An 18556-nucleotide genomic window follows, 5' to 3' on the forward strand; every position below is an offset into this window, starting at 1 on the left:
CGCGTTCAAAGCTGGTGCTCGTAGACTGCGCGGATGCCGGCGCGGGTGGGCGTGCCGGACGTGCGCGCGGTGCTGTAGCCGCCGTCGGCGTAGAACTGGCCGAGCAGTTGATCCTGATGCAGCACGTTCAGCAGCGACAGGCGCAAGCGCGATCTGCCGTCGAACTTCCATAGCGCGTAGCCGTCCACTGTACGCGTTACGCCGGTGTAGCTGGCCAGGTTGCCGCTGATCCTGACCATGCCGCCGGTCTGCAGGCCGGCGTTGAAGCCCAGCGTCAACGCGCCGGCGGGGTGGTAATCCAGCCCGACGTTGGCGCTGAAGGGAATTTGCGCGCTGAGGCGATTGTCCGGGCCAGGCACCGCATCCAGCCGCGACCAGTTGCGCGACGCATTGGCGCGTACGTCGACCGGCCATGCACGCAGCGGGAACTTGGCGTCGAACTCGATGCCCGCCACCTTGGCCTTGCCGCCGTTGAACGGCGTCGTCACCCACGAACCGTTTTGTTCGAACAGGCGCTGCACCGTCACGTCGCGGATGCGCCGCGCGTAGGCGGAAACGCTCACAGAGCCTTCCTTGCCGAAGTACGATTCATATGCCGCGTCCAGTCCCCACGCCAGCTCCGGCCGCAGATCGGGATTGCCCTGCACGTCCGGGTTGGTGGGGCCGTTGTCGTTGTTGATGGTGTAGCGGCGCGGCAGCAGGTCGCGGGTTGGCGGCGCCTTGTAGGTGCGGGCGAGGGCCAGCCGCACCTGATCGCGCTCCTGGTTCGGCAGCTTCCACATCATCTGCACCACCGGACTGAAAACGCTGGAGCGGTTTTGCACCGCCGCCAGCAGGGCGCCGTCGGTGCGGGTGTCCAGCCCCTCCCAGCGCAGGCCGAGATAGACTTGCAGGCGCGGCGTGACATCCCATTCGTCCTGGGCGAAGAGGGCGATGCGGCGCACACGCGCCGCGTACTCTTGCAGCAGCTGGCCCAGCGCCGCGCCGCTGGCCGAGCTGTCGTCCTGGCGCCGCATCTCGCTGCGGCGCGTGTCGGCGCCGTCCCAGCCGATGGCGAGACTGTGTGCTTCACGCAGGCGTGTCAGGTATTTGCCGCTGGTGGTGATGCTGTCGTCGTCGGCGTTCGACGCGACCGCGCGCGTGAACAGCGGCGTGCCGCCCGCACTGGCCCCGTGGAAGGCGTAGTCGGTGTTGCGGTGGTTGTAGTCGTAACCCAGCTTGACGCTTAGCTTGCCGTCGGCGCCGACCGCATGTGTCCACGTTACGCCGCTGCGCAGGAAGGCCGTATGCGACAGTGCGTGCCAGTCGTTGTTCGGGTAGGCGGTCGATGCGCCGTAGATGCTGGTTTCACGGGAATCCCCGTGGCTGCTGGTGCGGTACAGGTCCAGCAGGTTTTGCCAAGCCAGCGTATCGCCGTTTGCCAGCGTCCAGTTCAGGCGCGGCGCCAGATTCAGTTTGGTCTGGTGCGATGCGTTCAGTTCCGCAAAGGTGCGCAGCGCCGCCGGTCCTTCCACGCGCTCGGTGGTGGCGGGCGTGTTGCGGAAGCCGGTATCGCTCAGCGTGCCGGCCAGGCCATACGATAGCGTGCCATCGCGGTCCGCGATCTGCATCGTGGCGGATGGGCCGGTCACGCCTTGCAGGTTCTCGATGCCCAGCTTCATATCGCGCTGCGCGCGACTGCCTTTGCGCAGGATCACGTTGATGCTGCCCGCCATGGCCTGTGCGCTGTATTCGGCCGATGCGGTGCGCAGTATCTCGATGCGCTCTATCAGTTCGGGCGAGATGGCTTCGATGGACATGCCCTGCGGCGCCGGCTCGCCGTTGATCAGCAGCTGCGTGTAGCCTGAGCCCAGGCCGCGCATGCGCACCTCGCCGCCGGCCACGGAGATGCCGGGCTGGCGCTTGAGCAGGGCGGACAGCGTGGTGTCGCCGTATTGTTCGATGTCCGCGCGGCCGACGATGATTTTGGCCGCCGTGTCATTGCGGCGCAGGGCCTGTGCCGCGGAACCGGTGATGTCAACCCGCTGTATGTCGGCGGCTTCCTGTGCGTTCGCGCTCGCCGCAAGGCAGAGCAGTAAAAGAGGTTTCATGAGGTGGGTGTAAGTTAATCCGGCGCAGAGTATCGCTCCGGACCAGCCGCGTCAAACCACCTTTGTGACGAGCGCCCGGATTGCCGTGACGATGTCACGCCGCGGCGCATTTTGGCGGCCCATGCCACTGATATACTCGCCGTCATGGATCAATTCACCCTCACATGGCGCGAAGTGCGCAACACCTTGCTGGTCAATTTGCTGGTGTGGGGGCTGCTGTGCGCGGTCGGCGCGGCCAGCGTCTACAGCGACGTGCTGCGCGAAGGCGGCAGCCGCAGCTACGGCCGCGTGATGCTGAATTGGGATCTGAACCACGCGCTGATGATGACGCTCAGCGTCGGCCAGTACCTGGCTTTCCGGCGCTGGCCCGGGCTGACCGCCAGTGCGCGCGCCATCGCGCGGTGCTACGCGGTGGTGGTGTTCATCTTCCTGCCGCTACAGCTGATCTACATGGCGATGCTGGATGCGGTGCGCGCCGACGGTGTGCTGGACCTGGCCCATGCCTTGCGCCTGTTCCTGTCGCCGCACGGTTTTGACGTGTTCCTCGAATTCGCCTGGGCGACCGGAACCTACACGGCGGTCACCGCCATTTGCATCTGGCGCCGCAGCCAGGCGCGGGACAAGGCATGGCAGCAGGCGCTGACCGACAACCTGCATCTGAACCTGGAGCTGGAACGCCAGCGCATGCTGGCCCTGCGCGCGCAGCTGGAGCCGCATTTCATCTTCAACGCCTTGAATGCGATCAGCGCACTGGTGCGCACCAGCGACGGCGACCTGGCGCTGAACGGCATCAACCGCCTGAGCGATCTGCTGCGCTACGCGCTGACGGCCAGCGGCCGCGATTGGGTCAGCGTCGGCGAGGAGCTGGCTTTCGTCGGCGACTACCTCGCCTTGCAGCGCCTGCGCTACCGGGCGCGCTTGCAAGTGCAGATGGATATCGGCGACGTCGAGGGCGGCGAATGTCCGCCGCTGCTGCTGCAACCGTTGATCGAAAACGCCTTGCGCCATGACCTGGACTGCCACGAAGGGGACAGCGATATCCGCGTCCACCTGCACCTCGAGGGCGCGCAACTGCACATCCGCATCAGCAATCCCGTCACGGCGGACGCATCGCCGAATCCGGGACTCGGGCTGGGGTTGGCCAACACGCGGGCGCGCTTGCAGCTGGCCTATCGCGGCGAGGCGTCGCTGGACAGCGCCTTGCGCGACGGCCGCTTCGAAGTGGCGATCCGCATGCCTTTGTACCCGAAGGAGTGACGACGATGCGTGTCTTGCTGGTCGATGACGAAGAACCGGGGCGCATCAACTTGCGTTATGCGCTGGCGCGGCACCCGCAGTGGCAGGTGGCCGGCGACTGCGCCAGCGCTGCCGCCGCCCGCGATCTGCTGGCGCGGGAGGAGGTGGACCTGGTGTTCCTGGACGTGCAGATGCCGAAGGAATCCGGCATCGACCTCGCGCGCAGCTTGAGCGCGATGGCGGAGCCGCCGTTGATCGTGTTCGTCACCGCCTACAACGCTTACGCGATCGAAGCTTTCGAAGTGCATGCGCTGGACTACCTGCTCAAGCCATTCGACGACGCCCGCCTGGCGCAGACGCTGGAACGCGCGGCGGCGATGCTGGCGCAGCGCCAGCTGGCGGGCTTCGCGCCGGCCCTGCGTGCCTACGTCGCCGCCCAGCCGGCGGCCGCTGCGGCGGGCTACTGGCACCAGGTCAGCGTGCGGTCGATCGGCCGCATCGAGCGCATACGGCTTGAAGATGTGCAGTGGCTGGAGGCGGATGGCAACTACGTCAAGCTGCATCTGGAGCAGCGTTGCGTGTTGTACCGCATGCCGCTCAGCCGGCTTGAAGAACACCTGGACCCGGCGCGTTTCGTCCGCGTGCACCGCCGCGCCATCGTCGGCGCGGAGCAGTTCTCCTCGATGTCCGTGGTGGGTGACGGCAGCTACCTGCTGGCGCTGCGCTGCGGCGATACGGTGGCCGTCAGCGAGCGCCACGTGGACGCGGCGCGCGCCCGTCTCGCGGCAGGCTAGCGCGAAGGATCGCGCTGCGGCGCGGAGTACGGCAGCAGCATGCGCACCGCCGTGCCCACATTGGGCGCGGAATCGATGGTGATGCGTCCACCCAGTACGCCGGTGACGATGTTGTAGACGATGTTCATCCCCAGTCCTGTCCCGCCCTGGCCCATCTTGGTGGTGAAGAAGGGATCGAACACGCGGCGCAGCACATCTTCCGGCATGCCGACGCCGTCGTCGCTGAACATCAGCTCGACGACGTCGTCGTCCACCGCTTCCGCGCGCACGGTGATGGTGCCGCCCTTGCGCTGGTCGAAGGCGTGGTTGAGCGCATTGTTGACGAGGTTATTGAGCACCTGGTACAAGGCGCCGGGATAGGAGTCGAAGCTCAGACGCTCCGGTATCTGCAAGACCACCTCGCACTCGGCGCGGCGCAGGCGCGGCATGTAGGTGGCCATGGTGTCGTGCACCGCCGACAGCAGGTCGAAGCGGCGGCGCTGGTCGTTGGTCTGGTCGACGGCGATCTGCTTGAACGACGAGATCAACTCGGCCGCCTTGTGCAGCGAACCGGAAATCAGCTGGCTGGCCAGGCGCACCTCCTCCAGGTGCGCTGTCAGCTCCGAGCGCCGCAGCGCGCCGGCCGCCACATGCAGGTCAAATTCCACCACGCGGTCGCGCAGCGCGGTCGATGCCAGCAGGCTGTTGCCGATCGGCGTATTGAGTTCGTGCGCGATGCCCGCCACCAGCGATCCGAGCGAGGCCATTTTCTCGGCCGCCAGCAGTTCGTCCTGGGTGTGCTGCAAAGTCTCCAGCGCCGTGCTCAGGTCCGCGTTGGCGCGTTCCAGCGCGGCCGAGCGCTCGCGCACGCGCGACTCCAGCGACACGTTCAAGTCCTTTAGTTCGCGCTTGGCGTTGAGTTCCTCGGTCAGGTCCAGCAGCGCCCAGATGATGGACTCGTTGCCATCCAAGGTCAGCGACGACGACCAGATCGCCACGCTGCCCACGCTGCCGTCGGGCAGCAGCACGCCGGCGATGGCGCCGTGCACCGCGCCGTCGGTCTGGTACATTTTCCAGATGCGGTCGCGCTCCAGCGTGCTGGCCCAGAACGGCACCTCGTCGCTGCGCTTGCCGATCAGTTTTGCGGCGCCGGCGCCGAAGGTATGCGTGACCGCGCGGTTGGCGGCGACGATGCGGCCGTCGCGGTCCGACACCGTCAGCGGCAGCGGCGCCATGTCGAACAGCGTCTTGAAGCGCGCCTCCGATTCCGACAGCCGCTGCTGCGATTGTTCCAGCTGTGCGATGCGCTCGCGCAGCGCCGCGCTCATGGCGTTGAGCGTGCGCGTGAAGACGGCGATTTCATCGTCGCCCTCGACCGGCAGCGCCTTGGTGTAGTCGCCCAGCGCCATTTGCTGCGACTGGTCCGTCAGCGCGTGCAGGCGGCGCCCGATGCCGTGGGTGAAGGCGTAGAACAGCACCACGCCCAGCGCCAGCCCGACCAGCGAGATCACGCCGCCTTGCAGCAGCACCTCGTCGCGCGCCTGCTTCAGGTCCTTGGTGGACAGGCCGAAATTGATGGAGCCGACGCGGTTGTCGCGCAACAGCAGCGGCGAGCGCGCGTGCAGCATGGTGCCGTCGAGCAGGGTGCGTACGCCTTTGAAGCTGGTGCCGCCGCCTTGCCGCAGCAGGTCCGGCAACGGGCCTTTGCGCTTGCCGGCGTCGATGATGGGTTTTTCGTTTTCGTCGAGGATGACGAGGTAGCGCACGAAACTGTCGTCCGGATCGGACAGCATTTCGGTCAGGTAGTTGGACAGTTCGGGCAGGCGGCCGCGCGTGGCGTAGGGGCTGAGGGAGAGATTGAGCGTGACCGCGTATTCGCGGGCGACGCGTTCGGCATTGGTGCTGACGGCTTGGTTCATCAGGCGCAGGCTGTTCCAGATCAGCAGGCCAACCACCAGCGCCTGGATGACGGCGCTCAGCAGCAGAAATTTCGCGCGCAGCGATAGACTCAAGACGTACACTCCTTGTGGCGATGCCAGGAGCGCACGTCCCTGCCGTCCACGCGGGACGGCAGGGGGCAGGGCTACCTGGAGGTTATGGCAGGGTCAGGATCACTTTGACGGTGTCGTCCACTGCCGACTTGTCAATATAACCGATCGCCTTGGGATCGGCAGCAACTGCTTTTTTCACCTCGGCGTTGTTCGGATATTCCTTCGGCGGCGTGGCTTTGCCGGTGAACACCAGCTTGGACCACAGGGCCTTGACCTGCGCCGGGTCTTTTTCCGCGACCTTCTGGTAGAAGTCGGCGCGGATGTGCGAACCTTCGGCCTGGTCGACCGGCGTGAACAGGTTGGATTTACCGAGGAAGAATTGCGATGCCTGTTCCGAGAACATGCGGGTCGCCGGGTTCTTCTGGCTGACGATGACAACGGTTTCCGCCGAGGCGCCGGCTGCGGCGAACGACGACAGCAACGCAGCGATGATCAATTTTTTCATGTTGTGGACTCCCGATTAGAAGACGAAATCGATCGCCGCGGCGACCACGGTGACGTTGTTGTTGAAGCCAGGCTTGACGAAGATCAGCGAGCCGCCCTTGGTCTTGGGCTTGGCGCGGTCGACCTGCACTTTCAGCGCCATCGATTTGGCGAAGTCCCAACGCACGCCGATCAGGTCGGACGATTGTTCCGTCGCAGGCAGCAGGCCATACACGGCGGCGCCCAGCGGATTGTTCTTCGGCAGTGTCGCAGGCGGGGTCACCGAGCTGCCGGCGTCGCGCACGGCGGCGTGGGCGTAGTAAGGCAGGACCTTGCCGACGCGGTAGCCGACCATGGTGTACCAGGCGTTGGTGTCGGGGATGTACACCGCTTCCTTGGCGCGGCGCTGCGCGTATTCGGTCTGGACCACGATGTTGTGCCAGTCCATGGTGGCGCCGAGCGAGGTGAAGGCGATCTTTTTGCCGTCGGTCAGGCCGAGGTCATTGGCCAGCTGCTTGAAGCCGAACTGGGACAACTTCGCGGTCAGGTCGTTGATCGGGCCCAGGTCGTTGGTCTTCAGGTCGGCGCGTGCGTGGCCGACGCGCACCAGGAAGGGGCCGTATTCGCCGATGAAGGTGACGCCGGCGGCTGGCGCGCGGTAGGTGGCGACGGCGCCGGCGGCGGTCGGCACGAACAGCTTGCCGCGGCTGACGCCCGCGAAGGCCTGGGCGGTGAAGTTGAAGTCGCCGAAGGCACGCTGGAAATTGACGTCCGCGCCGTCGACGTTTTCGATCGGCGCCTGGCCGTACATTTCAATCGGAGGACGCATCATGGTGTTGGCGTAGCCGACGTTCTGGTAGTCCGAGATCAGGAAGGTCGGCACCACCACGCGGCCGACGCGCACGCTCGTTTCGTCGTTGACGCGGGCTTTCAGGAAGGCCCAGGTCAGGTCGGTGGTGAAGGTCGGGCTGGTGTTCTTGCGGGTCAGGATCTGCGCGGTGCCGGACAGCCAGTCGTTGATGCGGTAGGTCGCTTGCAGGCCCAGGTTGGTGTCGAGGCCGATCTTGGCCTTGTCGGCCACGCCTTCGGCCTGGTTGTAGCGGGCAAATTGCGCCTGGTCGGTATTGCTCTTGGCCACGCCCAGCGTGCCGAAGGCGCTGATGGTCAGGTTGTCGTCGCCCAGGGAGCCGGCCTGTGCTTGCATGGCGGCGGTGGCGGTCAATACGGCAGCTACTAGAAGTTGCTTTTTCATGTGGTCTGTATCCTTTGATTTGTTGTCAGTTGTTTCTTGCTATGGACGATCGTGTCGCCTTGTTTGTCTCGTGACATGCGGGGATGGGGCACTCGGGCTAGACCTTAAACTAATTTCCGTACGGCATGAAATCATTTTATTTAATTTAGAACGAACGTACTAATTTGTTGTGGCTTTTAGGTTGAAAATAATGATTTCTTCAATGAATTCATGGTGTTGTATGACATCCTTCTAGTGTTTTTTGAGCAAACTTGCGGATGAATCATGCAAACCGTCAGTGACATTGATGCGATGCGCCATTTTGTCCGTCAGGTATTACAATAGCGGCTCCCACTTTCCACTCACGAGAACACTCATATGGCCGTCAATTCCCCTCTGCCCGTCGCCTCCGCACTGAAGCCTGTAGCCGGCATCGAAATCGGTTTTGCCGAAGCCGGCATCAAGAAGCCGAACCGCAAGGACGTGCTGGTGATGAAAGTGGCGCCGACCGCCACCGTGTCCGGCGTGTTCACGCTGAACCGCTTCTGCGCCGCGCCGGTGCAGATCGCCAAGGCCCACCTGGCGGCCGCCAAGGAAAGCGGCAAGCCGATCGCCGCGCTGCTGATCAACACCGGCAACGCCAACGCCGGCACCGGCGAGCTGGGTCTGGCGCTGGCCAATGAAACCTGCGCCGCGCTGGCCGCGCAGCTGGGCTGCGACGCGTCGCAGATCCTGCCGTTCTCCACCGGCGTGATCCTGGAGCCGCTGCCGGCCGCCAAAGTGATCGCCGGCCTGCCGCAGGCGGTTGCCGGCCTGAAGGCCGACAACTGGTACAACGCCGCCGAAGCCATCATGACCACCGACACGCAGCCGAAAGCCGGCTCGCGCAGCGTCACCATCGGCGGCCACAGCGTCACCATGAGCGGCATCAGCAAGGGCGCCGGCATGATTAAGCCGAACATGGCGACCATGCTGGGCTACCTGGCGCTGGACGCCAAGGTGGCGCAGCCGGTGCTCGACGTGCTGGTCAAGCAGGTGGCCGACAAGTCGTTCAACTGCATCACCATCGACGGCGACACCTCGACCAACGACTCCTTCATGCTGATCGCCACCGGCGCCGGTACGCTGGAAGTCAACTCGGTGGACTCGCCGGAATACGCCCAACTGGCGGCCGCCGTCACCGAACTGTCGCTGTTCCTGGCGCAGGCCATCGTGCGCGACGGCGAGGGCGCGACCAAGTTCATCACCATCACCGTGGAAGACGGCGCCAGCGTCGAGGAGTGCCGCAAGATCGCCTACTCGATCGGCCACTCGCCGCTGGTCAAGACCGCGTTCTTCGCGTCCGACCCTAACCTGGGCCGCATCCTGGCCGCCATTGGCTACGCCGGCGTCGACGACCTCGATGTCAGCAAACTCAATCTGTACCTGGACGATGTGTGGGTGGCCAAGAACGGCGGCCGCAATCCGGACTACAAGGAAGAAGACGGCCAGCGCGTGATGAAGCAGAGCGAGATCCTGGTGCGCGTCAAGCTGGCGCGCGGCGCGGCTGCCGCCACCGTCTACACCTGCGACCTGTCGCACGACTACGTGAGCATCAACGCCGACTATCGTTCCTGATATGGCGACGCCTCTCGAACAATTCCTGGTGCGCGCCGAGGCCTTGCTGGCGCGCGTGGAGGCGGTGCTGCCGCAGGCGCCGCGCGAGCCGGACTGGAAGCTGGGCTTCGCTTTCCGCTGGAGGAAACGCAACAGCGGCGCAACTGGCGGCGGCGCCAGTTACCTGCAGGCGGTGGCCCACGTGTCGCCGATCGCGCTGGACGACTTGCAGCACATCGGCCCGCAGAAAGAGCAGATCGAGCAGAACACCCGCCAGTTCGTGCAAGGCAAGCCGGCCAACAACGTGCTGCTGACCGGCGCGCGCGGCACCGGCAAGTCCTCGCTGATCAAGGCTTGCCTGAACCAGTTCGGCAAGGATGGCCTGCGCCTGATCGAAGTCGACAAGGCCGACTTGGCCGAGCTGCCGGACATCGTCGACATCGTGGCCGGCCGGCCGGAGCGCTTCATCATCTTCTGCGACGACCTGTCGTTCGAGGAAGGCGAGAGCGGCTACAAGGCGCTGAAGGTGGCGCTGGACGGCAGCATCTCGGCGCAGTCGGACAATGTGCTGATCTACGCCACCTCCAACCGCCGCCACCTGATGCCGGAGCGTATGTCCGACAATATGAGCTACAAGCACGACGAGGATGGCGACCTGCATCCCGGCGAGACGGTGGAAGAGAAGATCTCGCTGTCCGAACGCTTCGGCCTGTGGCTGACCTTTTACCCGTTCAAGCAGGACGACTACCTGGCCATCGTCGGCCACTGGCTGTCGTCGCTGGGTTGCAGCGAGGCGCAGATCGAAGCCTCGCGCGCCGATGCCTTGCGCTGGGCCTTGCAGCGCGGTTCGCGTTCGGGCCGCGTGGCCTGGCAGTTCGCCAAGGACTACGCCGGGAAGCTGGCATGAGCGGCGCGGAGGTGAAGGTCAAGCCGGTCGATGTCGCCGTCGGCATCCTGATGAAGCCCAACGGCGACGTGCTGCTGGGCCAGCGCCCGGCGGGCAAACCGTACGAAGGCTATTGGGAATTCCCCGGCGGTAAAGTCGATCCGGGCGAGACGGTGCTGCAGGCGCTCAAGCGCGAATTCGTCGAGGAACTGGGCCTGTCCATCAACAGCGCCGAAGAGTGGTGCGGCATCGAGCACGTGTACGAACACGCGCATGTGCGGCTGCACTTCTTCATCAGCCGCGACTGGAGCGGCGAGCCGCAGAGCCTGGAAGGCCAGGCCTTCGCCTGGCAAGGCGCGGTCGGCGTCGAGCCGCTGCTGCCGGCCACCATTCCGCTGCTGGAGTGGCTGGACCAGGTGCGCTACGGATCGTGATGGCGCGCTGGTGGAATAGTGTGGGCGTTTGGCGCGGGCTGGCCGGCGCCGCGCTGGCGGCCTGCGTGGCGTTGGGCGCGCTGCTGGCGCTGCGTCCTGAACCGCCAGGGCCTGCCTGGATGGCGGTGCTGTCGGCGCCGCAGGACCGCAATGCGGGCTGGATCGCGTCCGTGAGTGTGGACCGCCAACTGACCTTGACGCCGCTGCACGACACCATCGTCGCCAACCGCAAGGCGTTGCAACTATGGATATCCGCACCGGGCTGGACTGCGCCGGTGTCGTTGGGTTTGCTGGAGCAGGACCGTCAACTGAAACTGTCGCTGGAGCAGCTGCCGCCGCTGAGCGCGGAGCCGACATTCGAGATCACGCTGGAGCCGCAAAGCGGTTCGCCAGCGCCAGGCGGACCGGTGCTCTACACCGGCCAGGCTGTCAAGCCGAGATAGGGCTTACTCTTCTTCGAGCGGATCTTTGGGAGGCGCTGCGGGGATGGCGTACTTTTCCTCGGCCCAGGCGCCGAGATCGATTTGTTTGCAGCGTTCCGAGCAGAACGGGCGGAATTTATTCTCTTCCTTCCACTCCACTTTGGCGGAGCAGGTAGGGCAGTCAACTACGGTGGCCATGATAATTCTTTAGAAGTTACAGAGTGTGAGCTCGAATGGTACATCATCTTCCAGCGGCTTGGGTTTCAGGTCGCCGCCCTGCGAGGTGAAACGCACCCACAACATGTACTTGTTGGCCGAGATTTCCGGGATCGCGCCCAGCGATTCGTCCAGCGTCAAACGCAGCATCTGGTAGACCTTGCCCTGCAACATTTGCTGATAGCTACCGGCGACGGCGATCATCTTGACCGGTCCGCCGGAATCGCGCAGCAGGCGCAGCACCAAGCCCAGCGCGTCGAACAGCGGCGCCAGCGGCGCGAACCAGGTGGCGATGTCGTTGAAGCGCTGCTCGGCCGGACGCTTTTGCCAGGCGTAGTAGGACGGCAGGTCGAATTCGCAGGCGCCGCCGGGAATGATGGTGCGGCCGCGGATGCTCATCAGCCACTCGTTGTCGCGCACGTTCTGGCCGGTCTTGCCCTGGGCCGCGACCAGCGCGCTGCTCACGCCGTCCAGCTCGGCCAGGATGGCGTCCAGCGTTTCCGCTTGCACATTGGGGTTCATGCGGTAACCCAGCAGCGATTGGCGCTGGCGTTCCAGTTCTTGCAACAGGTCGGATTTCAGGTCGGCGCGGCCGGCCACCTCCAACATGTCGAAGATGGTCGCCAAGGCGACGTGGTGCTGCATAGGGTGTTCTTGATGCACAAAGAACTTGAATTTCTCGTACAGATCCTCTAATCGCAACAACGTGCGGATGCGCTCGTTGAAAGGATATTCGTAGACAATCAAAATAACATCCCTCAGTAGTTGGACTTGCGATTAATTCCCGTGATTTTGAAGCAAGCCAAGCAAAATTACAAACGTTGCGAAGGTATTGTTGCCGTTCTTTTCGAAAATGCCAGATATAAATCGTGAAGACGGGCGATTTGGGGCTCCAAAGCCTCGATTCCGTTGCCGTTTTCGATAATGTCGTCCGCCGCGTCCAGCCTTTGCTGCCGGCTGGCCTGCGCCGCCATGATGGCGCGGACCTGGGTTTCCGGCAGATTGTTACGCGCCATCACGCGGGCAATTTGCACTTCTTCCGGACAGTCTACCGCGAGTACGCGCGTAACCCGCGCACGCCAAGTGCCCGATTCGACCAGCAGCGGCACGGCGAAGATCACATAGTCGCCGGTGGCGGCCTCGGCTGCGGCCAGCGCGGCGTCGCGGATGCGCGGGTGCAGGATGGCTTCGAGGCGGGCTTTGGCGCCGGCGTCGGCAAACACCAGGCTGCGCATGCGGGCGCGGTCGAGCGCGCCGTTGGCGTCGGCGAATTCGGCGCCGAACTCGGCGACGATGGCCGGCATCGCCGCGCCGCCGGGCGCGGTCAGGCTGTGGGCGATCTGGTCGGTGTCGACGATGCTGGCGCCGCGCGCGGCGAACATGTCGGCCACCGTGCTCTTGCCGCTGCCGATGCCGCCGGTCAGGCCGATGGAGAAGGGCAGTGTGCTCATCGTCGGCTTACAGGTAGGGATAGAAGTTGCGGGTGAACGCCATGATCGGATCGCGGTACAGGAAGATGATCAGGCCGGCCGTTGCAAGGTAAGGGCCGAACGGGATCTGGTAATCGAAGCCGCGGCGGTTGACCACCATCAGCGCGATGCCGACCACCGAGCCCACCAGCGACGACATCAGCACGATGGCCGGCAGCGTCGCCCAGCCCATCCACGCGCCCAGCGCGGCCAGCAGCTTGAAGTCGCCATAGCCCATGCCGTCGCGGTGACGCACCAGTTTATACGCCCAATTGACGGACCACAGCGCCAGATAGCCGGCCGCCGCGCCGATGACGGCGTCGTGCAGCGTGGCGAAGCTGCCGTTGATGTTGATCAGCAGGCCGGCCCAGATCAGCGGATAGGTCAGGTCGTCCGGCAGCAGCTGGGTGTCGAAGTCGATGAAGGTCATGGCGATCAGCAGGTACAGGAACAGCAGGCCGGCCAGGCCGGCCCAGCCGCTGCCGAAGTGCCACACCATCACCGCCGACAGCACGCCGGTCAGCGTTTCGATGGCCGGGTAGCGCGCCGAGATCGGCGCCTTGCAGTTGCTGCATTTGCCGCGCAGGACCAGGTAGCTAACCACGGGGATGTTTTCCAGCGCGGTGATCTGGTGCTGGCAGTGCGGGCAGGCCGAGCGCGGCACCATCAGGTTGTAGCGCGTGGTGTGCGGCTCGTCCTTGCCGGCCTCGACGGCGCAATAGTTGTCCGATTCGCGCTGCATCATTTTCGGCAGGCGGTGGATGACCACGTTCAGGAAACTGCCGAACAGCAGGCCGAACAGGCCGGCGATCAGGCTGATGGCGAGCTCGCCGGCGGGGGCAAACAACAAGGTTGGTTCAGGCATAGGTCGGGCCGCATGGGTAAGTACAGTGGCTCATATTAAAGCATTACGGCAACATTGCGGAACGGTTTTTCAACGCGCGCCGGCCAGCGCAAGCCCCTCCTTGGGGATATGGAAATGAAGTTGGAATTCAGGCAAGGTGGAGAGCCTGCCACCACCTATCGTGGAGTCCGCCTTTGTTCCCGCTTACCCTCTTGCTTTTGGGCGTGCTGCTGGCCTGCCTGCTCGCCATCGTGCGCCGTCATCGGCGCCGGCTGGCGCGGCTGGCGGAGCGCGAACGCGCCACGGCGGCGGTGCAGGATACGCTGCTGCAAAACATGCAGGGCTTGATCCTGCGCTTTCAAAGCGTCAGCCATCGCCTGCCGGAAGGCTGCAGCGAGCGCGCCGCCATCGAAGCCATACTCGACCAGGCCGACGAGGCGCTGGCCGAGGCGCGCAACCGCATGGCGGCGCTGCGCGACACTAGACCACCGAACCGAGCTTGAAGATCGGCAGGTACATGGCCACCACCAGGCCGCCGATCAGCACGCCCAGGATCACCATGATGGCCGGTTCCATCAGGCTCGACAGCGCGGCGACGGCCTCGTCCACCTCCTCCTCGTAGAAGTCGGCCACCTTGCCCAGCATGGCGTCCAGCGAGCCGGACTCTTCGCCGATGGCGACCATCTGCGTCACCATATTCGGGAACACGTCGGCGTTCTGCATCGCCACCGTCAGGCTGGTGCCGGTGCTGACCTCGTTCTGGATCTTGCGGGTGGCGTCCAGGTAGACCGCGTTGCCGGCCGCGCCGCCCACCGAATCGAGCGACTCCACCAGCGGCACACCGGCGGCGAACATGGTGGCCAGGGTGCGGGTCCAGCGGGCGATGGTGGCCTTGCGGATCACGTCGCCGAACACCGGCAGGCGCAGCAGCAGGCGGTCCATGAAGCGCTGCATCTGCAGCGAGCGCTGCCACGCTCGGAAGAAGAAGTAGATGGCGCCGAAGATGCCGCCGAAAATCAGATACCACCAGGCCACGAAGAATTCCGACAGCGCCATCACGAACAGCGTCGGCGCCGGCAGGTTGGCGCCGAAGCTCTTGAACACTTCCTTGAACGCCGGCACCACCCAGATCATGATCACCGCCGTGACGATGAAGGCGATCGCCAGGATAGACACCGGATACATCAGCGCCGACTTGATCTTGGCCTTCATGGCCAGCGTTTTTTCCTTGTAGATCGCCAGCCGCGTCAACAGGTCCTCCAGGATGCCGGCCTGTTCGCCGGCGCCCACCAGGTTGCAGAACAGCGGATCGAAGTACAGCGGGAACTTGCGGAACGCCTGGTTCAGGCTGGTGCCGGTCTCGATATCGGCGCGCAAGTCCATCACCAGCTTGGACACCGAGGGATTGGAGTGGCCCTTGCCGACGATGTCGAACGATTGCAGCAGCGGCACGCCGGCCTTCATCATCGTCGCCAACTGGCGCGTGAACAGCGAGATATCCTTGTCGGTGATTTTCTTGCCGCTGCGGTAGGCCTTTTTCTTGACCTTGGTGACCATGATGCCCTGGCGGCGCAGGGTGACGTTGACCACGGCCTCGCCGCCGGCGCGCAGCTCGCCGCGCACCGTCTTGCCGCTCTTGTCCTTGCCTTCCCAGGAGAAGATCGATTCCTTGACCTGGTGGCCCGCGTTGCCCGATGTCGCCATGGAGAGTTGTCCTATTCGTTGGTACAGCCGAGCACTTCTTCGAGGCTGGTCAGGCCGTTCTTGACCTTCACCAGGCCGGATCCGCGCAGCGACTTCACGCCTTCCGCTTCCGACTGGGCGGCGATTTCCATCGCGTTGCCGTTGGCCAGGATGATGCTTTCGATGGCGGGCGAGATCGGCATGATCTGGTAGATGCCGACCCGGCCCTTGTAGCCGCCGCCGTTGCAGCGCTCGCAGCCGACCGGGCCGTAGGGCTTCCAGCTGCCGTCCAGCTCATGCTGCTTGAAACCGGCCTTGAGCAGCAGGTCGTTGGAAATCTCCACCGGCTGCTTGCAGGTGCACAGCCGGCGCGCCAGCCGCTGCGCGGTGATCAGGATCACCGACGAGGCGATGTTGAACGGCGCCACGCCCATGTTCATCAGCCGCGTCAGCGTCGACGGCGCGTCGTTGGTGTGCAGCGTGGAGAACACCATGTGGCCGGTCTGCGCCGCCTTGATGGCGATGTCGGCCGTTTCCAGGTCGCGGATCTCGCCGACCATGATGATGTCCGGATCCTGGCGCAGGAAGGATTTCAATGCGACCGGGAAGGTCAGGCCGGCCTTGTCGTTGACGTTGACCTGGTTCACGCCGGGCAGGTTGATCTCGGCCGGGTCTTCGGCGGTCGAGATATTGATGCCCGGCTTGTTGATCACGTTCAGGCAGGTGTACAGCGACACCGTCTTGCCCGAGCCGGTCGGCCCGGTCACCAGCACCATGCCGTAGGGGCGCTGGATGGCGTCGAGCAGCAGTTCCTTCTGGTCCGGGTCGTAGCCCAGCGCGTCGATGCCCATCTGCGCCTGGGTGGCGTCGAGGATACGCATCACGGTCTTTTCGCCGAACAAGGTCGGCAGCGTCGAGATACGCAGGTCGATGGTCTTGGTCGGCGACACGATCAGGCGCATGCGGCCGTCCTGCGGGATGCGCTTTTCAGAGATGTCCAGCTTGGCCAGCACCTTGATGCGCGAGACCAGTTTTTCCTTGATCGAGATCGGCGGCTGGGCATGCTCCATCAGCACGCCGTCGACGCGGAAGCGCACGCGGTAGAATTTTTCGAACGGTTCGAAATGCAAGTCCGAGGCGCCCATGTTGACCGCGTCCATCAGCATCTTGTTGAGGAAGCGCACCACCGGCGCGTCCTCGACGTCGTTGGCGCCGGCATCGGCGGCGGCGTCGGCGGCCGCGGCTTCCTCCTCGGCGAACTGGATGTCGGACTCGTCGCCGCCCAGGTCGCTGATGGCTTGTTCGCTGTCCTTGTTCAGGCGCGCCAGCAGTTGCAACAGCGCGTCGTGGGCGACGATGACGGGTTCGACCGTGGACTCGGTCTGGAACTTGATCTGGTCGAGCGCCTGGATATTGGTCGGATCGGAAATCGCCACCGACATCTTGTTGCCGCGCTTGGCCAGCGCGATCACGCGCTGCGCCTGCATCAGCTTGTTGTCGATGATCTTGCCCGGCAGCGCCTCGATATTGAGCGCCTGCACATCCATCAGCGGATAGGCGAAGGTTTCGGAACAGAACATGGCCAGCGCGCGGGCGTCGATGGCGCCGCTGCCCAGCAGCACGTCAATGAAGGCGTGCTTGTCGGCGACGGCTTTTTTTTGCAGCATGTCGGCTTGGGCTGCGGAGAGGCGCCCGGCTTGCATCAATGCCCGAGCCAGCCCCGGCATCGGGGCGCCTGGCGCGGCGTTGGGTAGGACTGCTGCCATAGATGCGTCTACTGGATGGTGGGGGCGGGATCACGGAATGATGCTCTCAGGCATCATATTTGTAAAGCCGTTTGTCGCCCCGAGGAAACGATTGTACTCCCCAGTGTTGCGTTTGCCGCACGAGTGCGCGGATTAGTGCGCGCGCTTTCCGGACGGGCGTATCAATTTGACGACTTTGATGGCCTGGTCGTGCACCTGCACCACTTCGATGATGCAGTTGGCGACTTTGATGCTGATCGGCGCGTCTGGAATTTCTTGCAACAGTTCCAGCAGCAGGCCGTTCAGGGTCTTGGGGCCGTCCAGCGGGAAGTTCAGGCCGAGGCGCTTGTTGATGTCGCGCAGCGCGGTCGCGCCTTCCAGCAGGCATTCGCCTTGCTCGGTCCAGCCAAAGCTGTCGGCGCGGGCCGCGCCCGGCATCGATGTCGTAAATTCACCGATCATTTCCTCGATGATATCGTCCAAGGTGACCAGGCCCTGCACCTCGCCGTACTCGTCGACGATGATGCCGAGGCGTTCCTTGTTCTCCTGGAAGTACTGCAGCTGGGTGAAGACGCCGGTGTCCTGCGGGATGAAGTAGGGCGTGCTCAGCAGTTCGCGGAAATGCTCGACCGTCAGCTCGTCTTCCTGGTTCAGCAGCGCCACCGCCTTGCGCACGTGCAGGATGCCGATGATGCGGTTGATCTCGCCTTCGTAGACGGGCAGCTTGTTGTGGTAGCAGGTGGTCAGCTCGCGCTTGATTTCGTCGACCGTCAGTTCCAGGTTCAGCGCCTCGATCTGCGAGCGCGGCGTCATGATGTCCTCTACCGAGATGGTTTCCAGGTCGAACAGGTTGAGCAGGATGCTCTTGTGCTTTTGCGGAATGAAGTTGCCGCCTTCCAGCACGATCGAGCGCAGCTCTTCCGGCGACAGGCGCGCTTCGTGCGCGTGGGCGCCGGCCTTGATGCGGAACAGTTTGAGCACCAGCGAGACGAACAGGTTGACGAACCAGATCACCGGCTTGGCCAGCGTCATCAGCGGCTTGAGCACCATGCTGGTGGGCAGGGCGATGCGTTCCGGGAAGGTGGCGCCGATGACTTTGGGCGAAATCTCGGCGAACACGATCAGCAGGAAGGCCACCACGCCGGTGGAGATGGTGATGACGTTGTCGTCATGGCCGAAGGACTGGATGGCGATGGCGGTGACCAGCGCGGTGGCCATGGCGTTGATCAGCGTATTGGCGATCAACACCAGCGACAGCAGCTTGTCGGTGCGGTCGAGCAGCCACAGGGTGGTGATGGCGCTGCGGCTGCCGCGCTTGGCCATATGGCGCAGGCGATAGCGGTTGGCCGCCATCAGCGCGGTTTCGGCCATGGCGAAGAAGGCCGAGCACAGTATCAGGAGGGCGAGCGCAAGAAATTGCACCCAAAACGGCACGGTATCCAAGGGTCACCGTAAAG

18 protein-coding genes are annotated in these 18556 nt (G+C 64.3%); 7 read left to right on the forward strand and 11 right to left on the reverse strand.

The features are described 5' to 3' along the window. Positions 1–5: 5 nt before the first annotated feature. Entirely contained in the window at positions 6–2090 is a 2085-nt protein-coding gene (locus RUGAMON1_RS05375) for a TonB-dependent receptor plug domain-containing protein (RefSeq protein WP_445229530.1), read from the reverse strand. A 144-nt stretch (positions 2091–2234) separates the two neighbouring features. Between RUGAMON1_RS05375 and RUGAMON1_RS05380 the strand changes: the two genes are divergently transcribed. Then, complete coding sequence (locus tag RUGAMON1_RS05380) at positions 2235–3347, forward strand: sensor histidine kinase (protein WP_445229531.1); 1113 nt, start codon at positions 2235–2237, stop codon at positions 3345–3347. A gap of 5 nt (positions 3348–3352) precedes the next feature. After that, a complete protein-coding gene (locus RUGAMON1_RS05385; protein WP_445229532.1) occupies positions 3353–4120 on the forward strand; it encodes a LytR/AlgR family response regulator transcription factor in 768 nt (255 codons plus the stop codon). On the opposite strand, the gene RUGAMON1_RS05390 is transcribed toward RUGAMON1_RS05385, so the two are convergent. The 3 genes from RUGAMON1_RS05390 to RUGAMON1_RS05400 all read right to left on the reverse strand — a co-directional run bounded on the left by RUGAMON1_RS05390 (position 4117) and on the right by RUGAMON1_RS05400 (position 7825). Continuing rightward, the gene (locus RUGAMON1_RS05390) at positions 4117–6120 is read right to left on the reverse strand and encodes a sensor histidine kinase (protein ID WP_445229533.1); all 2004 of its coding nucleotides are present in this window, start codon (positions 6118–6120) and stop codon (positions 4117–4119) included. The genes RUGAMON1_RS05385 and RUGAMON1_RS05390 overlap by 4 nt on opposite strands. A 73-nt stretch (positions 6121–6193) precedes the next feature. Then, positions 6194–6595 carry a type 2 periplasmic-binding domain-containing protein gene (locus RUGAMON1_RS05395; protein ID WP_332851360.1) on the reverse strand — a complete coding sequence of 134 codons (402 nt, stop codon included), beginning with the start codon at positions 6593–6595 and terminating at the stop codon, positions 6194–6196. A 15-nt stretch (positions 6596–6610) separates the two neighbouring features. Continuing rightward, complete coding sequence (locus RUGAMON1_RS05400) at positions 6611–7825, reverse strand: porin (protein WP_445229534.1); 1215 nt, start codon at positions 7823–7825, stop codon at positions 6611–6613. A gap of 357 nt (positions 7826–8182) precedes the next feature. On the opposite strand from RUGAMON1_RS05400, the gene argJ reads away from it, so the two are divergent. Genes argJ through RUGAMON1_RS05420 form a run of 4 tightly spaced genes read left to right on the forward strand, consistent with a single transcriptional unit; the run spans position 8183 to position 11163 of the window. Next, positions 8183–9421 (forward strand): bifunctional glutamate N-acetyltransferase/amino-acid acetyltransferase ArgJ, encoded by a 1239-nt coding sequence (gene argJ / locus RUGAMON1_RS05405; RefSeq protein ID WP_445229535.1) that lies wholly within the window; start codon positions 8183–8185, stop codon positions 9419–9421. A 1-nt stretch (position 9422) separates the two neighbouring features. Next, positions 9423–10307, forward strand: coding sequence for an ATP-binding protein (locus RUGAMON1_RS05410; protein ID WP_445229536.1), 885 nt, complete (start codon positions 9423–9425; stop codon positions 10305–10307). Continuing rightward, on the forward strand, positions 10304–10720 hold the full coding sequence (locus tag RUGAMON1_RS05415) for an NUDIX domain-containing protein (RefSeq protein WP_445229537.1): 417 nt from the start codon (positions 10304–10306) through the stop codon (positions 10718–10720). Before RUGAMON1_RS05410 ends, RUGAMON1_RS05415 begins: the two co-directional genes overlap by 4 nt. 20 nt (positions 10721–10740) lie before the next feature. Next, positions 10741–11163: an anti-sigma factor domain-containing protein gene (locus RUGAMON1_RS05420; protein WP_445229538.1), complete on the forward strand. Its 423-nt coding sequence runs from the start codon at positions 10741–10743 to the stop codon at positions 11161–11163. 3 nt (positions 11164–11166) lie between these two features. Here the strand turns inward: RUGAMON1_RS05420 and yacG are convergent, their stop codons facing one another. From yacG to RUGAMON1_RS05440, 4 genes are all read right to left on the reverse strand, one after another. Beyond that, complete coding sequence (yacG, locus tag RUGAMON1_RS05425) at positions 11167–11340, reverse strand: DNA gyrase inhibitor YacG (RefSeq protein WP_116992484.1); 174 nt, start codon at positions 11338–11340, stop codon at positions 11167–11169. 9 nt (positions 11341–11349) lie between these two features. After that, positions 11350–12105, reverse strand: a complete 756-nt coding sequence (zapD, locus tag RUGAMON1_RS05430) for a cell division protein ZapD (protein WP_008445477.1) — start codon at positions 12103–12105, stop codon at positions 11350–11352. Between the two features lie 65 nt (positions 12106–12170). Next, positions 12171–12809 (reverse strand): dephospho-CoA kinase, encoded by a 639-nt coding sequence (gene coaE, locus RUGAMON1_RS05435; protein ID WP_445229539.1) that lies wholly within the window; start codon positions 12807–12809, stop codon positions 12171–12173. Between the two features lie 7 nt (positions 12810–12816). After that, the gene (locus RUGAMON1_RS05440) at positions 12817–13692 is read right to left on the reverse strand and encodes a prepilin peptidase (RefSeq protein WP_445229540.1); all 876 of its coding nucleotides are present in this window, start codon (positions 13690–13692) and stop codon (positions 12817–12819) included. A gap of 173 nt (positions 13693–13865) precedes the next feature. Between RUGAMON1_RS05440 and RUGAMON1_RS05445 the strand changes: the two genes are divergently transcribed. Then, the gene (locus RUGAMON1_RS05445) at positions 13866–14174 is read left to right on the forward strand and encodes a hypothetical protein (RefSeq protein ID WP_445229541.1); all 309 of its coding nucleotides are present in this window, start codon (positions 13866–13868) and stop codon (positions 14172–14174) included. Here RUGAMON1_RS05445 and RUGAMON1_RS05450 read toward each other — a convergent pair. The 3 genes from RUGAMON1_RS05450 to RUGAMON1_RS05460 form a co-directional block, all read right to left on the reverse strand. Beyond that, the gene (locus RUGAMON1_RS05450; RefSeq protein ID WP_445229542.1) at positions 14152–15375 is read right to left on the reverse strand and encodes a type II secretion system F family protein; all 1224 of its coding nucleotides are present in this window, start codon (positions 15373–15375) and stop codon (positions 14152–14154) included. The two genes, RUGAMON1_RS05445 and RUGAMON1_RS05450, sit on opposite strands and share 23 nt — an antisense overlap. Before the next feature lie 11 nt (positions 15376–15386). Beyond that, positions 15387–17120, reverse strand: coding sequence for a type IV-A pilus assembly ATPase PilB (gene pilB / locus RUGAMON1_RS05455; RefSeq protein ID WP_445229543.1), 1734 nt, complete (start codon positions 17118–17120; stop codon positions 15387–15389). Positions 17121–17252: 132 nt separating this feature from the next. Further along, positions 17253–18542, reverse strand: coding sequence for an HlyC/CorC family transporter (locus tag RUGAMON1_RS05460; RefSeq protein WP_445229544.1), 1290 nt, complete (start codon positions 18540–18542; stop codon positions 17253–17255). Between the last annotated feature and the right edge of the window lie 14 nt (positions 18543–18556).

Origin of the sequence: Duganella rhizosphaerae, assembly GCF_040364205.1 — a bacterium.
GTDB lineage: Bacteria > Pseudomonadota > Gammaproteobacteria > Burkholderiales > Burkholderiaceae_D > Rugamonas > Rugamonas rhizosphaerae.